Below are 14917 nucleotides of genomic sequence, written 5' to 3' on the forward strand. Positions count from 1 at the left end.
GACGACGCGCCCTCTCTCATTGGGAGAGGGCATGCATTTTACTTCCGAATTGAATTAACGCCATGAATTTACAGCACCATTTCCTGATTGCCATGCCCGCAATGCAAGATCCGCGCTTCAAACGTTCGGTGATATACGTTTGCGAACATAATGACGACGGAGCCATGGGATTAGTGATCAACAAGCCCGTGGAACATTTCACCGTGGAGACGGTGCTGGATAAACTCGACATCAAGCCTTCACCGCGCGATCCGGCGATCAGCCTGGATAAGCCAGTGTTCGCCGGCGGCCCGCTGGCTGACGATCGCGGTTTTATTCTGCATACCCCACGCAAAGGCTTTGGTTCCAGCATTCAAATCTCACCGGCCACCATGATCACCACCTCAAAAGACGTGCTGGAAACGCTTGGCACGCCAGATCAACCCGCTGATGTGCTGGTGGCGCTTGGCTATGCGGGCTGGGAAAAGGGCCAGTTGGAACAAGAGCTACTGGAGAATGCCTGGCTGACCACCGAGGCTGACACCGACATTCTGTTCCACACGCCGATCGCCAACCGCTGGCGTGAAGCAGCCAACCGCCTTGGCATCGATATTCGCAGCATTGCCAGCCACGCAGGACACGCCTGATGACTAACCGCACCATTATCGCCTTCGACTTCGGAACCAAAAGCATCGGCGCAGCGATCGGCCAGGAAATTACCGGCACCGCTCGAGCGCTGGCAGCCTTTAAAGCCCAGGACGGTGTACCTGACTGGCAGAAGATCGAGCGCCTGCTGAAAGAATGGCAGCCAGACCTGGTGGTGGTTGGCTTACCGTTGAATATGGATGGCACCGAACAGCCGCTGACCGAACGAGCACGTAAATTTGCCAACCGGCTGCATGGCCGCTTTGGCGTGCAGATTGCCCTGCATGACGAGCGCCTGAGCACCGTTGAAGCACGGGCCAATCTGTTTGACCATGGAGGATTCCGCGCATTGGATAAAGGCAGCGTCGATTCTGCCTCCGCCGTGGTTATTCTGGAAAGCTGGTTTGAGCAGCATCTGGGCTGATTTTCCGTGCCGGAGCAAAGCGGCTGAACATGATCGCACCGGCGGTAGGCACCACTTCCTGATCGGATTCAGGCAATTCAAGCGTATCCGGTAGTTCAAGGCTGTCCAGCGTCAGACTGTTGATACGGTACGGCGTCAGATTGCCTATCAGCGCATAGCCCCGCCAGTCGGTGGTGACGCCATACTGATTATCGATGCCAATCCCCGGTGTCCCCGGCACGCTGACGATGGCCACGGTTTCGCCTAACGTCTGCCCCAGCGTGAGCCCTTCCTGATGCGCCATCAGGCTGCCAGCAAGCTCCAGATTCTGCTGGCGATAGCCTGCCCCTTGCGAATGACCTACCCGCAGGTCACCTGCGTTATATTGATAATTGGCGCTCAGATCCTGGCTGCTGCCATTGCGTTGGCTCTGACTGGTGCTGGCGTTGTAGCTCAGGCTATAGTCGTCAAGCAGCGTACCGCTGACGCCTATCCGCCGGCTGTCGGTCCGATCGTTAGCCAACGTATGATCATAGTTCAGCTTCATACGTGGTGCGCCGAGCGCGTTCAACGGCAGCGAGACAGAAAGCCCCAACTGCGCCTGTTCTTTGCCATACGAGGGGCGGTTATATTCCGCATACAGCGCAACGTCTACCTTACCCAGGCTGGCGCTGAAACCCATCTCGACGCTGGTTTCGCCTCTTTGATTACCCCGAGTGGCTTCTCGAGCCAACGTCAGGTAAAGGCTGTCTGAATCGGACAGATACTGGTTATAGCGCGCTTCCAGGCGATACTTTTTTTCCTCGTCAAAGTCACCGACAAAAATGCCGTCTTCCCAGTCCCACCAATAGGTGCTCTGCTGATCTATCGCCGTGCCAAACGTACGATAGCGCTGCCGCGGATAATATTGCGCCATCAGGCTGAGGGAAGACTCCCAGGCCGGGAAAGCCTTGGCGTAACGCATACGCGCCATGCCGCCGGTGTCCGGCGCTGAACGCCTTGGCTGACGGGCAGACGAAAACGTGTAATCCGCCGAGATCGCTCCCCACTGATTAAGGCTCTTACCAATCCCGACCGCCGCACTGCGATAAATATCCGCCCCCTGGAAACCACCGTACAGCGTGACCTTTCCCGGTAGCCCATAGCTGACCGATGCCTGGGCAAAGCCTGGCTGCTCCTCTTCCATACCGTAATAGGGTTGGTATTTACCCACCGAGGCGTCATAGCGCCACTGGCCGGCGTAAACCAGGTTGGGCATGGAGGAGTAGGGGATTTTTCGTTCGGTTTCGGTACTGTCGCTTTCGCGTATCGTGACGGTAAGATCCCCTTCGAGCGCGGGCGGATAGACGTCTTTCAACACGAATGCTCCCGGGGAAACAAACGTCTGATAGATGATTTCACCGTTCTGGCGCACCCTCACCTCCGCATTACTGCGTGCGAAGCCGCGTACCCAAGGTGAAAACTGCCGCAGGCCATCCGGCAGCATTCGGCTATCCGATACCAGACTGATGCCACGGAATCGGACGTTGTCGAACAAAACTGACGGCGTCACGCTGTCGCCCAAGGTCAGCGTGGCGCGCCAGGCTTTGATATCCCGATAGGCTAGCGCCCTTTCGGTGTGCCAAGTCGGGTTGCCCCAGATCTCTTTCTGATAGACGGGCTGATAACGCAGCCGCCAAGGGCCCACGTTTACCCCGGTCGTGATATCGGCATACAGGCTGTCGTGCCGTTGCGTATCGCGATAGTTTTCGCCCGCATAATGGCCGTAATTGAACTGATAGTTAACAAATGCCGCATTGATGCCGTCATCCCAGCGGCCTGCCAGCTTGCTGTCACCCAGTATGCCAGCCGGGATATCTACCGTCAGCAATTGTGCTATCGGCTCATAGAAAACCCCAATTTTTCGGGCACTCAATACGTCGGGCAGAATACAGCCTTCAGGGGTCGTTTCCATCACTATCACGGCATCACGTATCCCCCACTCACGTAGCAATGGGGCATTAATACACGGCTGCCCATCCAGCCCCAGGTTAACGGCCACCTCGCCCTTAAAGTTATCGTTAATAATGAGATAGACGTTATTTGTTTCAGCCCTGGCACCGTTAACCAACAGGCCTAACGACATAATGGCAATATGAAAAGTGGGTTTCATTCTTTCCCTGAGTGCAAACCACAATATTTATCCGACACAAAAAGAGGCGCATCTGCGCCCCTTAATTACCAAATCATGACTGCTTATTTCTGTGCAGCGGCCAGTTCAGCACGAGCCTGCTTCAGCTCTTGTTTGATTTCTTTTACGTCAGCCTGCTTTTCTTGCAGTTTTTTCTGGTACTTGGCCACTTTCTTGGCGTCACCTTTAGCCTGAGCTTCGCGCAGGTCGGCTTTAATTTCCTGGACGTCTTGCTGCTTGTCAGCCAGTTTCTGTTCCAGCTTGGTGACTTTCTTCTGCGCGTCCTGCAGCACGCTGCCGTTGGTGCAATGGGCATTAACTTCGCTCAGAGCACGCTTCAGACCCGCTACGCGGTTGTAGTTACCGTACTTCTCAGCCTGCTGGATCTGATATTCGATCGCAGCACGCTTGGCGTTACAGTCGTAAGCCGCATTAGCCATGGTAGAGAAGCTCGCGCCCAGAACCAGAACCAGTGGCAGAATCGCTAATTTAGTGGTGTTTTTCATCATTTAATCCTTAAACGTTATTACACATGAGGAGCCCAAAAGCCCCCCTTCCTGTGCAACAAAGAATAAAATGATCGCCCTTACCTTAATATCTACAGAAGCCTTAATCACTCTGTAGGAAGGGACTATTCTTCTGTAGTCCGTTGTACCTTCCTTAAGGTGCTGAGCAGCCGCTGTGCTTCCCCCTGCACCGCCGTGGCGGCTGCCTGAACGGGGTTGTCATGCAATGACTGACAAGCTTCATTCAGTCTTTCAGCATTCACCAACCGGGCCGCGCCGGCCAATTTATGGGCCAACGCCCGTATGCTTATCAGGTCCATGGGTTGTTGCTTCATGTCCATGGCAAGTTGCGCGCAGTCTTCCTGTAAACAATCCAGCAGGGTTTGGATGAACTCCCGCAATACCTTTGGCTGGCGCAATTCCGCTGGCAAATCTTCCACGATAAACGCGGGTTCCTCTTCACTGTTCCCCGCATCAGTCAGTGGCAGCGTAGACAATTTCGCTTTTAATATGCTCAGGTTAACCGGCTTGAACAGGCAGTCATCCATTCCCGCCTGCAGGCATGCCTCCCGTGCACTTTCTTGCGCATTGGCCGTCAGCCCCCAGATCACCGTAGGATCGGACTGCTGTTCATGCTCGAGGTGCCTGATTTGGCGGCTCAGGCTGTAACCATCACGTTCAGGCATCTGGCAGTCGGTAATAATCAGGTTGAAGCTCTCTTGCTCCAGCAACTGCAGCGCCTGCTCCCCATCCCCCACCGCACTGGGCTGATGGCCTAGAAACTGTAACTGTTGGGTCAACAACATTCTGCCCGCAGGATGATCTTCAACGATCAGTACCCGCAGTTGGGATGATGCCACCGGGGCTGGTTCCTCCAGAAGTGTTTGAGGGGGGAATTTCAGCAATCTCGGCACCGAAAGCAGCACGGTGACGTCGCTGCCAATACCCACCTCACTGTTCAATGCGATGGTCCCCCCCATCATCTCCACCAGCTTGCGGCAAATATACAGCCCAAGTCCTGTCCCGCCAGCCTCTCCTTTGCCCTGAGTAAAGGGTTGGAAAAGACGCGCTTGAGTAACAGCATCAATCCCCTTGCCAGTATCAGAAACACGTAGCCGCAGATCCGCTCGTTCTTCGCTAATCTGATCGACCACGACGCTGAGCGTGACCTGCCCTTGCTCGGTAAACTTGATGGCATTACTCACCAGATTGGATAGCACCTGCTTGAAACGCATGGGATCAACTAACACATCGCCGGTGATCTCCGCGTCAATATCCAACCTGAACGCTAACCCTTTTTGGCGTGCCACCCCGTCAAATAACATCGCCACGGCTTCAATCAGGTGGCGGATATCTGCACGTTGTGGATGCAGGATCAGACGGTCCGCCTCAATGCGTGAGATATCAAGAATGTCACCAATCAGGGCCAGCAGAGAATGGGCGGACTCATGTGCAACGCTCAGCAGTTCTCGATCTGATGTTTCCTCCCGCTGCGGGCGGTTCAGCAACAGTTCCAACATGCCGATAATGGCATTGAGTGGGGTACGGATCTCATGGCTCATGGTGGCCAGGAAGGTGGTTTTAGCCCGGTTGGCACTGTCTGCGCGCTCTTTCGCCTGCTGTAACTGCGCAATCAGGCGATCGCGTTCGGTCACGTCGAACCACCCGCCGATTTTTCCTTCTGCACGCTGATCTTCAGTAATCAGCAATTGGCCCCACTGCTGCAAAGTATGCGACTGGCCTCCCAACTGCATAACAGATAAAACCTGTTCCTGCTCACCGCCCCGACCAATATCCAGCGTAACAGGCAGTTGCAGTGGGTAATTTTCCAGTGAGCTACCGATCACCGTCTCTGCGGGAACATTGATGGCATTAAAAAACGGCGTGTTCGCCATCACTATCTGGTCTTTCAGATTGGTGATGTAAATCGGCAGGGGCACGCTATCAATTATCGCCTGGCAACGCTGCACTAGGCGGCGCTTACTGCGCAACCGGCTGATAACCAAGACGATCACCAGCATTGCCAACAACAGAACGATCGGTAACCACGCAGTGGAATAACAGTGGGCAAGCAATTCTCCATCACCCGGGGTCCCTTCAAGCAGATAGGTGTTGTTATACCAATTGCTGGTCATCGCATGGATATCCTCTGGGGGATATTCAGCAATGCCTTGTCGAGGATGGTTGCCAAGGGATATTCATTACCAGAGACACCAATCACAAAACGCGCCGGTTCAATATCCAGAGCACTCAGAATACTAAGCCCCGATGTGGGTTCCCGAGCCAGGAAGTAATCGGCGCTAATCATCGGCAACACGAGTGCTTCAGCCTTCCCCGCTTTTAGCGCCTCAATACCGGCTTGGGGTGAAGGCACGGTAATGATCCGGCTCTCGGGGTACTGTTCCCGCAAGATAACCTGCAGAGGGTGCCCTGCGACCAGGGCAATCAACTGCGGAGGATCATGGCTAATCTGCTCCTGGATCCCCAGCAATACCCAAGAGTTGAATAAATAAGAACGAGTGGTCAGCAACCCGTTAGGCCAGATTGCATCTAGCGTCACGCCTGCGACAATGTCAGCCCTGCCGGTTTTCACCGCATCCAGGGAGTCTTGCAGTGATTGCGCGCGGATAATGTCGAATTTTAGCCCTATACGGCTAGAGATAGCCTCCATGACATCCGCCGTCAAACCACGGAACTCCCCCTGAACGTCGAAAAAGCCCAGAGGGGCAAAATCGCCATTCACGGCCAAGCGCACCCTGGGATGCTCTTCCACCCACTTTCTTTCCAGTGAGGTCAGCAGCAGGTGTTCATCACTTTGTGACATGGGGATCCCGCCATTCCAGCGGCTTTGGATCTCTGCTTGAGTGCTTTCCGGAATTCTCGCTAAAACAGCGTTCAATATTCGCTGTAAACACACGTTCCCGCTGGCCATACCAAAGGAGAAACCTTTGATATCCTGCTGCGGCAGTAGCTGCAAACGCAGATTGTTCAGGTTGCCCTGATTGATTAAATAGCGAGCTACCGTGGCATCACCAATAAACGCGTCCAGCTTCTTGAACGACAACGCCTCCAGCGCCCGGCGCGGTATGTCAAAAACCTGATAATCCGCCGGAAAGCGTGCTACCAAGCCCTGATTACCGCTGTATAGGCGCTCGATAGCAATGCGCTTGGGGGAACTATGTTGCAGCAGGCTGTCGGTGCGCACCACCAATGCCGGTGAGGCAGAGACATAAGGTGTAGAAAGCAGCATGTCGGGATCGGCTACGTTTTTTGCAGCGACATTGCCGATCAGATCGACTTCTCCCTTATCCAGACTCCGCCGCAGGGCTGAGGCATCTTCGTAGTAACGCACCTTTATCTGTACGTTAAGGTTATAGCCGACAATCCCCAGGTAATCAGCATTGATACCGCCATAATCCCGGGTACCACTGATGATATCAAAAGGAGAATAATTGGGTGCCGCAATGCCGAAAACCAGCACACGTTTACGGCGCAACCATTGCCAATCATCACTGGTTAACTCGGGCTCGGATAATTGAACCTGGCTACGGCTAAGCAAATTAGTTTCACGAAATGCTGGAACTTCCCCAGCGGAAACACCGCAGCAAAAAAACAAAAGTATCAAAAGCAATTTATTCATCGTCAGGTCGTTCACTCTGATGGTGAAAAAAATCCACCAAATCTTCTGTACTGCTAACTTTTAGTTTTTCCATCAGACGTGTCTTATAAGTGCTGATAGTTTTATTGCTCAAAATCAGACGATCGGCTATTTCCTTATTGCTAAGACCCTCTGACAAATACCGTAACACGGTCAATTCACGATTGGAAAGGTTCGTAAGATTATTCTCGCTCTTTTGCGGTGGGTTTAGCAAAGGCATCAGAGTAATCTGTGGAAAACAGGCATAGCCTTGCAGCACCAGTTGGCACAATGGTGCCAATTGACTGATATCCTGATCCTTGTTGAAAAACCCGCTAGCTCCGGCACGCAACGCTCTTTCTGCATAGCTCCCCGTGGGCAGGCTGGTATAGACCACCACTTTAATAGCGCTGTCCACCTGGCGAATATGCTGCAGGATCTGCAGCCCATCCATTTTGTTCAGCATGATATCAAGGATCACCAGCTGCGGCGTATTTTCCCTTATTCGCGCCATGGCATCCAGACCGTTAGTTGCGGTCTGGATCGAGTCATTACCTAATGAAGATAAAATTGCTTTCACAGCGAAACAAATTGCGGGGTGATCGTCAACAATCAGCCAAGAACCCATAAGAATATCCTTATCCTAATACTAGTCCTAAAAATAACAGCCCATAGATAGTTGCTTATACTGCAACACAATTCGCTCTTGAATTACCAATATATTTCGCTCTCGCACGCAACCTCTGCGCTATTGATTGCAATTAAATATAAGGTATAAGGGGAAAATAGCTAATCGATTGTGGCATTATAATATTCCCTGCGCAACACGCTGTTGCAACCCTTGTTCAAAAGTTTGCATGCCTGACTGCGCACCGGTTTGCAATACGCTGACCAACTGATGGGTTTTACCTTCGCGGATCATGCTGCTCACCGCCGCCGTGGCCGTGAGGATCTCGTAAATGGCCACACGCCCTCCCCCGGGCTTGCTCAGCAGCTTTTGCGCGATCACCGCCTGCAGGCTACTGGCCAACTGGGCCCGAACATAGGCTTTCTCTTCCGCCGGGAATACATCCACCAGCCGTTCCACCGCCTGTGGCGCGCTTCGGGTATGCAAGGTAGCCAGAACTAAATGGCCGGTTTCTGCCGCGGTCAACGCCAGCCGAACGGTGGTGGTATCACGTAGCTCCCCCAGCAGGATCACGTCTGGATCTTCACGCAGTGCGGCCCGCAGCGCATCGTCAAAACTGTGGGTATCCCGCCCTAACTCCCGCTGCTGGATTAGGGAACGCTGGCTACGGTGGATAAACTCGATCGGATCTTCCAGCGTGAGGATATGGCGGCGCTGATGCCGATTAATAAAGTCGATCATCGCCGCCAACGTGGTCGACTTGCCGCTGCCGGTAGCGCCAGTGACGAGTATCAAGCCATCTTCACGCTGCAGCAGCGCCGGAATAATTTCCGGGGTAGTCAGTTCGGCCAACGTTGGGCACTGGCTGGCTATCCTGCGTAGCGCCACAGAGACCCCGGCGTTCTGCAAAAAGAAATTGGCACGCAGCCGGGTACCATCAGCCAGGGCTAGCGCCAGATCGAGCTGCCCCACCTGCTGTAGTTGCTGCCACATCGTCTGCGACAACTGCGTTTGGCACCATGCCGCCATCTGTTGTTGAGTGAGGATTTCCCCACTTTCCACGGCCTGGAGTTCCCCATCGATACGTAACATTGGCAGATGGCCGGTACATAGGTGCAGATCGGAGGCATTATGCTTTACACTAAGGGCCACAAATTCATCGATATCCATATCAATCTCCCGGGTTAATCATGAGCACTATCCAACAGAATCTGCAGGATGTCAGGAGCCGCATCGCAGCGGCCGCTCAAGACTGCGCACGCATTCCAGAAGAAGTGACATTGCTTGCAGTCAGCAAAACCAAACCTGCGGAGGCGATCGCACAAGCCATCGCCGCAGGCCAGCACGCGTTCGGCGAGAATTACGTGCAGGAAGGGGTAGACAAGATCCAGTATTTTGCCCAGCGGCCGGAAGGGGCTGGATTGGAATGGCACTTTATCGGCCCGCTGCAATCCAATAAAAGCAGGCTGGTGGCAGAGCACTTTGCCTGGTGCCACACCGTTGACCGCTTGCGTATTGCCCTGCGCCTGAGCGATCAGCGCCCCGCAGAAATGCCGCCATTAAACGTGCTGATCCAGATAAATATCAGTGACGAGCAGAGTAAATCTGGCATTGTATTGAGTGAGCTGCCTGCGCTGGCCGAGGCGGTCGCCGCATTGCCTAACCTGTGCTTGCGTGGGCTGATGGCCATCCCGGCCCCGGAACACGACTATCAGCGCCAGTTGGCGACATTCGGCCAGATGAATGACGCTTTCCAGGAGCTCAAGCTGCGCTATCCGCAGGTGGATACGCTGTCGATGGGCATGACAGATGATATGCAGGCGGCGATCGCCGCTGGCAGCACGATGGTTCGTATCGGCACCGCAATTTTTGGCGCCCGTGACTACTCGCACACCACCGTCTAACGAGGATTGGATGCAACATCGCAAAATTACCTTTATTGGTGCCGGTAATATGGCTCGCGCTATCATTGCTGGCCTGGTCGCCGGTGGCTATCCGGCAACGGCCATCAGCGTTTGTGCGCCATCGGCAAAAAACCGTGACGCCCTGGCCGCCGAATATGGCATCAACAGCAGCGCAGACAACATCAGCTGTGCACAACAGGCCGACGTCGTGGTCCTGGCAGTGAAACCGCAAATGATGGCGCAGGTTTGCTTACCTTTACAGGAACAGGTCGATTTCTCCGGTAAACTGGTGCTGTCGATCGCCGCCGGTATTCTGGTGAGCCGTTTCTATCAAATGCTCGGCGAAGGCTTGAATATCGTGCGCATCATGCCCAATACCCCTTCATTGGTCGGTAAAGGAATGAGCGGGCTGTATGCTCCCGAGCAGGTTAGCCAACAGGATCGTGATTACACCAGCGATCTCATGAGCTCGGTGGGTAAAGTCTGCTGGGTTGATGACGAAAACGGCATCAATGGCGTGATCGCCGCCGCAGGCAGTGCACCGGCCTATTTCTTCCTGTTTATGGATGCCATGCAACAGGAAGCCGAACGTATGGGATTCAGCAGCCAGGCCGCTCGCGATCTGGTGCAGCAAGCCGCTATCGGTGCTGCGGCATTAGCCGCCGCCAACCCGGAGATCTCGCTAACCACGCTACGTGAGCAGGTGACCTCCAAAGGGGGCACCACCGCCGAGGCGTTGCGGGTATTCAACGAACAGCGGTTGCCAGAGACCGTTGCCAAAGCCATGCAGGCCGCCGTTTCCCGTGCGCAGGAAATGGAAAAATCATTTTAACTATGCCCGATGAGTTTCAGGCCGCCACGGTGGTCTGATAACCAAGGGGATAACCCAGAAGTTAAGGAGAAGGGTAACTTACATGCTAACGCTGACTTTCCTGGTCAAAACCGTCGTTGATATTTACGTCATGGTGCTGCTGTTGCGCATCTGGATGCAACTGACGCGCACTGACTTTTATAACCCGTTTTCGCAGTTTGTGGTGAAAATCACCCAGCCGATCGTCGGCCCTCTGCGCCGCATCGTTCCTTCGATGGGTCCGGTAGATAGCGCCTCATTGCTGTTGGCGTTCCTGCTGATGACCATCAAATATCCGCTACTGCTGCTGATCCAGAGCGGTACCCTGTCACTCAGCCTGTACAACTTGCTGTTTGGCCTGATTTCTCTGATCAAATCCGTCGGCTACCTGATCTTCTGGGTGATGATCATTCGCGCCTTGATGAGTTGGATCAGCCAGGGCCGCAGCCCGATTGATTATGTGATGTTCCAGCTTACCGAGCCATTGATGGCCCCTATCCGCCGCGTGATCCCGGCGATGGGCGGTATTGATTTCTCCGCGATGGTGGTGATCCTGATCCTGTATCTGATCAACTACCTGGGGATGGATCTGTTTGGCGAGCTCTGGTTCCTGCTGTGAGTGCAGTTACCCCGCAACTGGACGGGCTGGTGGTCAGGCTATATATTCAGCCCAAAGCCAGCCGCGATCAGATTATTGGCCTGCATGGCGACGAGATAAAAGTCGCCATCACCGCACCGCCGGTTGATGGCCAGGCCAATGCCCATCTCATCAAGTTTATCGCCAAGCAGTTCAAGGTGGCGAAAAGCAACGTGATCATCGAGAAAGGCGAACTGGGGCGGCACAAGCAATTGCGCATCCTCAACCCGCAACAGATCCCTGAGGCCATCGCGGCGCTCATCGAATAATTTCAAGGTATCTATTATGCAAAAAATCGTTCTTGCCACCGGCAACCCCGGCAAAGTGCGTGAACTCGCCGAACTGCTGGCCGATTTCGGCTTTGACGTGGTAGCGCAAACCGAGCTTGGCGTAGACTCCGCCGAAGAAACCGGCCTGACGTTTATTGAAAACGCCATTCTCAAAGCCCGCCATGCCGCGCAGATCACCGGTCTGCCAGCGATTGCCGACGACTCTGGCCTGGCAGTCGATGTCTTGGGCGGTGCTCCGGGTATCTACTCTGCCCGCTATGCCGGTTTAGAGGCCAGCGACCAGCAGAATCTGGACAAGCTGCTGGTGACGCTGAAAGACGTGCCTGCGGGCAAGCGCGGTGCTCAATTCCATTGCGTGCTGGTCTATATGCGTCATGCAGAAGATCCAACTCCGCTGGTATTCCACGGTTGCTGGAACGGTGAGATCACTTTTGAAGCGGCCGGCGTTGGCGGTTTCGGTTACGATCCGATCTTCTATGTGCCAGAGTTGGGCTGCACCGCAGCAGAGCTGACGCGGGAAGAGAAAATTGCCATTTCTCACCGTGGCAAGGCGTTGAAGTTGATGTTGGAAGCGATGCGTAATGCCAGCTAACAGCGTACAACTGCCACCGCTCAGCCTGTACATCCATATTCCCTGGTGCGTACAAAAGTGCCCGTACTGCGATTTCAACTCGCATGCCTTGAAGGGCGAAGTGCCGCACCAGGAATATGTCGATCATCTGCTGGCGGATCTGGATGCCGATTTGCCGCTCGCCAGCGGTCGTGCAATCAGCACCATCTTTATCGGTGGGGGTACGCCGAGCCTGTTGAGTGCCGAAGCTATGCAGGCGCTGCTGGATGGCGTGCGGGCACGCATTCACGTCGCGGATGACGCCGAGATCACCATGGAAGCCAACCCAGGCACCGTGGAAGCCGATCGCTTCAGTGGCTATCAACGCGCCGGGGTGAACCGCATCTCAATTGGCGTACAAAGCTTTAGCGCCGAGAAGTTAACCCGTCTGGGGCGCATTCATGGCCCGGATGAGGCCAAACGCGCGGCGCATCTGGCAACCGGCCTGGGCCTACGCAGTTTCAATCTGGACCTGATGCATGGCTTGCCGGATCAGTCACTGGAAGAAGCGCTGGACGACCTGCGCCAGGCTATCGCCCTTAATCCGCCGCATCTGTCCTGGTACCAACTCACCATCGAGCCAAATACCCTGTTCAGCTCACGCCCGCCGGTATTACCGGATGATGACGCGCTGTGGAATATCTTTGAACAAGGACATGAGCTGTTGAGTGCCGCCGGTTATCAGCAGTACGAGACCTCGGCCTACGCCAAACCGGGTTATCAGTGTCAGCACAACCTCAACTACTGGCGCTTTGGCGACTATCTGGGGATTGGTTGTGGCGCACACGGCAAGCTGACCTTTGCCGATGGTCGCATTCTGCGCACCGCCAAAACCAAGCATCCGCGCGGCTTTATGCGGGGTGACTATCGGGACAAGCTGCATGAAGTCGAGGCGCACGATCGGCCATTCGAGTTCTTTATGAACCGTTTCCGCCTGCTGGAAGCTGCGCCACGCGCCGAGTTCGCCCAATATACCGGGCTGGATGAGAGTGTGATCCGCGCGCCATTGGACGAAGCACTGGCTAAAGGCTATCTGCTAGAGACGCCAGAATATTGGCAGATCACCGAGCATGGCAAACTGTTCCTTAATTCGCTGTTGGAACTGTTCTTGCCGGAAGACTAACTAACCTGTAGGGGCGCCGCATGCTGCGCCCGTTTAGCTGCTTGCGGCCCTCAATCTGAAAGGTTGCGCAAGAAACCCTTTGGTCAGATTTTCTGATATTCGCGTTTTAGCGTTAGCTGGCTGAGCTTGTTACGTAACAACGTAGCAGAAGATCTTTTCTGCCTTTCCTGAAGTTCATGACGAAGAACTTCTTCCGCATCAGCGTGGGAAGTCGTTGCAAGCTCAACAGTGGCAAGTGCTTGCAATAACTCTTTCTCATCTGCCCCAGCATGAGAGCGTATGGTTTTATGGCATAATGGCATAACAAGCCCTCCCATTTGATGTGTCTTTGTACGACGTTAGAAAATCATAATACATGTCTTACTATCAACAAGATAAAAACCGACCAAAGAATGCCCACCACCAGTAAATCACTAACAAGCTAGTTACTATTACTGGTATGAATCTTCGTTGCCTAACCCTATAAATAGAATATATGATTAGCGGAAAGATAATCGCTGCAGTAAAGGGAATTCCAACATCACTGACATCATCAATATTAAAGTGCAGAATAACATCGCAGATATTTTCTATCCCCTCTTCTCCAATCGCCCATTCATACTCTATTACTGAAAATATCATTATGTAGAAAATGCATACGAGATAATAAAGGAAGATGAGAGGGCTGAGCAGCTTGAGTACGGACTTGAAAGTATCCATGATTAAATCGCCTCGCAGAGGTCGTCGCGCTTCCCTGGCAGAAAAAAAGGTTCCGTCGAGTTAAGAGTGCAACTCTTAAAACAACGGAACCTGTTAACGTCAAACCTTAGTTCAGCGCCTTAACCAGATCCTTACGCTGGGTTTCCAGAGCCGTTACGCGCTTACACACGTCGCGACCAAAGTTCTGGAAGTCCTGCTCCTGATTATTCCATTCGTTCTTGATGGCCTGCTGTAGCCCACCCAGGTTGCCCATAATCGCCTGCAACGGGTTGCCATTGCTGTTGGCGACCTGCTTGACGCCCATTTCGTTCAGGCTGTCCTGCAATACGCCGCCCATGCTCTGCTGCACGATATTGCGGCCATCCTGCTCCACCTGAGCGATCGCCTTGTGGTGGAACGTGAGGCCGTCGCTGCGGTGTTCAATAATACGGTTCATCTGCTGCTTCAACTGATCGTTGAGCGTGGTCAGGCGGTTGCGTACGTTACTGTCTGTGCCCAACTCCTGAACGATGACTTTATCCAGCGCTACCCGCGCCTTTTCCAGATGCTGCTGCGCACCCTGATCGATCCAGGGTAAGTCTTTACGCAATGCGTTCTGGTAGCTGAACGCCTTCTGGCGCTGGCTATCGTTGAGGCTCAATGCTTTGCCATCACGAGTGACATCGCCGTCGGCGGTGATTTGCAGGTTACCGCTGGCACCTACCACCTGTACGGTCTGTGGGCTGATAATCACGTCGTCCTGTGGCCTAACGCTGCACTGGTACTCGGCATGCGCCTGCGAAGCCGTTAACAACAGCAAGGCCAATCCGGTTCTCTTTAACATAGTTTCTCCTGAC

General features: G+C 54.0%; 17 protein-coding genes. 8 read left to right on the forward strand and 9 right to left on the reverse strand.

Annotated features, from left to right (window positions below; translation table 11 throughout):
- The first annotated feature begins 62 nt into the window (after positions 1-62).
- Together D9980_RS15885 and ruvX are read left to right on the forward strand one after the other, a co-directional pair.
- A complete protein-coding gene (locus tag D9980_RS15885) occupies positions 63-626 on the forward strand; it encodes a YqgE/AlgH family protein (protein ID WP_024484035.1) in 564 nt (187 codons plus the stop codon).
- A complete protein-coding gene (ruvX, locus tag D9980_RS15890) occupies positions 626-1048 on the forward strand; it encodes a Holliday junction resolvase RuvX (RefSeq protein WP_121607813.1) in 423 nt (140 codons plus the stop codon). The genes D9980_RS15885 and ruvX overlap by 1 nt, the downstream gene beginning before the upstream one ends.
- Here the strand turns inward: ruvX and D9980_RS15895 are convergent.
- The 6 genes from D9980_RS15895 to D9980_RS15920 all read right to left on the reverse strand — a co-directional run bounded on the left by D9980_RS15895 (position 1011) and on the right by D9980_RS15920 (position 9138).
- Positions 1011-3179 carry a fimbria/pilus outer membrane usher protein gene (locus D9980_RS15895; protein ID WP_121607814.1) on the reverse strand — a complete coding sequence of 723 codons (2169 nt, stop codon included), beginning with the start codon at positions 3177-3179 and terminating at the stop codon, positions 1011-1013. The two genes, ruvX and D9980_RS15895, sit on opposite strands and share 38 nt — an antisense overlap.
- Positions 3180-3262: 83 nt before the next feature.
- Positions 3263-3706 (reverse strand): DUF1090 domain-containing protein, encoded by a 444-nt coding sequence (locus D9980_RS15900; protein WP_021806288.1) that lies wholly within the window; start codon positions 3704-3706, stop codon positions 3263-3265.
- Between the two features lie 122 nt (positions 3707-3828).
- Positions 3829-5838, reverse strand: a complete 2010-nt coding sequence (locus tag D9980_RS15905) for an ATP-binding protein (RefSeq protein ID WP_121607815.1) — start codon at positions 5836-5838, stop codon at positions 3829-3831.
- Positions 5835-7199, reverse strand: a complete 1365-nt coding sequence (locus D9980_RS15910) for a transporter substrate-binding domain-containing protein (RefSeq protein WP_162304276.1) — start codon at positions 7197-7199, stop codon at positions 5835-5837. The genes D9980_RS15905 and D9980_RS15910 overlap by 4 nt, the downstream gene beginning before the upstream one ends.
- 136 nt (positions 7200-7335) lie before the next feature.
- Positions 7336-7968: a response regulator transcription factor gene (locus tag D9980_RS15915; RefSeq protein WP_121607817.1), complete on the reverse strand. Its 633-nt coding sequence runs from the start codon at positions 7966-7968 to the stop codon at positions 7336-7338.
- Positions 7969-8145: 177 nt separating this feature from the next.
- Positions 8146-9138 (reverse strand): type IV pilus twitching motility protein PilT, encoded by a 993-nt coding sequence (locus D9980_RS15920; protein WP_021806291.1) that lies wholly within the window; start codon positions 9136-9138, stop codon positions 8146-8148.
- A 20-nt stretch (positions 9139-9158) separates the two neighbouring features.
- Between D9980_RS15920 and D9980_RS15925 the strand changes: the two genes are divergently transcribed.
- From D9980_RS15925 to hemW, 6 genes are all read left to right on the forward strand, one after another.
- Positions 9159-9872, forward strand: coding sequence for a YggS family pyridoxal phosphate-dependent enzyme (locus D9980_RS15925; protein ID WP_024484041.1), 714 nt, complete (start codon positions 9159-9161; stop codon positions 9870-9872).
- A gap of 10 nt (positions 9873-9882) precedes the next feature.
- The gene (proC, locus tag D9980_RS15930; protein ID WP_024484042.1) at positions 9883-10704 is read left to right on the forward strand and encodes a pyrroline-5-carboxylate reductase; all 822 of its coding nucleotides are present in this window, start codon (positions 9883-9885) and stop codon (positions 10702-10704) included.
- A gap of 82 nt (positions 10705-10786) precedes the next feature.
- Positions 10787-11341: a YggT family protein gene (locus tag D9980_RS15935; protein ID WP_021179666.1), complete on the forward strand. Its 555-nt coding sequence runs from the start codon at positions 10787-10789 to the stop codon at positions 11339-11341.
- Positions 11338-11628 (forward strand): DUF167 family protein YggU, encoded by a 291-nt coding sequence (yggU, locus tag D9980_RS15940; protein ID WP_024484043.1) that lies wholly within the window; start codon positions 11338-11340, stop codon positions 11626-11628. Before D9980_RS15935 ends, yggU begins: the two co-directional genes overlap by 4 nt.
- Before the next feature lie 16 nt (positions 11629-11644).
- Complete coding sequence (gene rdgB, locus D9980_RS15945; protein WP_121607818.1) at positions 11645-12241, forward strand: RdgB/HAM1 family non-canonical purine NTP pyrophosphatase; 597 nt, start codon at positions 11645-11647, stop codon at positions 12239-12241.
- Positions 12231-13382 carry a radical SAM family heme chaperone HemW gene (hemW, locus tag D9980_RS15950; RefSeq protein WP_121607819.1) on the forward strand — a complete coding sequence of 384 codons (1152 nt, stop codon included), beginning with the start codon at positions 12231-12233 and terminating at the stop codon, positions 13380-13382. The genes rdgB and hemW overlap by 11 nt, the downstream gene beginning before the upstream one ends.
- Before the next feature lie 83 nt (positions 13383-13465).
- Here the strand turns inward: hemW and D9980_RS26710 are convergent, their stop codons facing one another.
- The 3 genes from D9980_RS26710 to D9980_RS15960 all read right to left on the reverse strand — a co-directional run bounded on the left by D9980_RS26710 (position 13466) and on the right by D9980_RS15960 (position 14904).
- A complete protein-coding gene (locus D9980_RS26710; protein ID WP_162304277.1) occupies positions 13466-13684 on the reverse strand; it encodes a hypothetical protein in 219 nt (72 codons plus the stop codon).
- A gap of 64 nt (positions 13685-13748) precedes the next feature.
- Positions 13749-14081, reverse strand: a complete 333-nt coding sequence (locus D9980_RS27310; RefSeq protein WP_121607820.1) for a DUF2645 family protein — start codon at positions 14079-14081, stop codon at positions 13749-13751.
- Positions 14082-14187: 106 nt separating this feature from the next.
- Entirely contained in the window at positions 14188-14904 is a 717-nt protein-coding gene (locus tag D9980_RS15960) for a DUF2884 domain-containing protein (protein WP_024484045.1), read from the reverse strand.
- Between the last annotated feature and the right edge of the window lie 13 nt (positions 14905-14917).

It is taken from the genome of Serratia sp. 3ACOL1 (assembly GCF_003668775.1).
Lineage (GTDB): Bacteria > Pseudomonadota > Gammaproteobacteria > Enterobacterales > Enterobacteriaceae > Chania > Chania fonticola.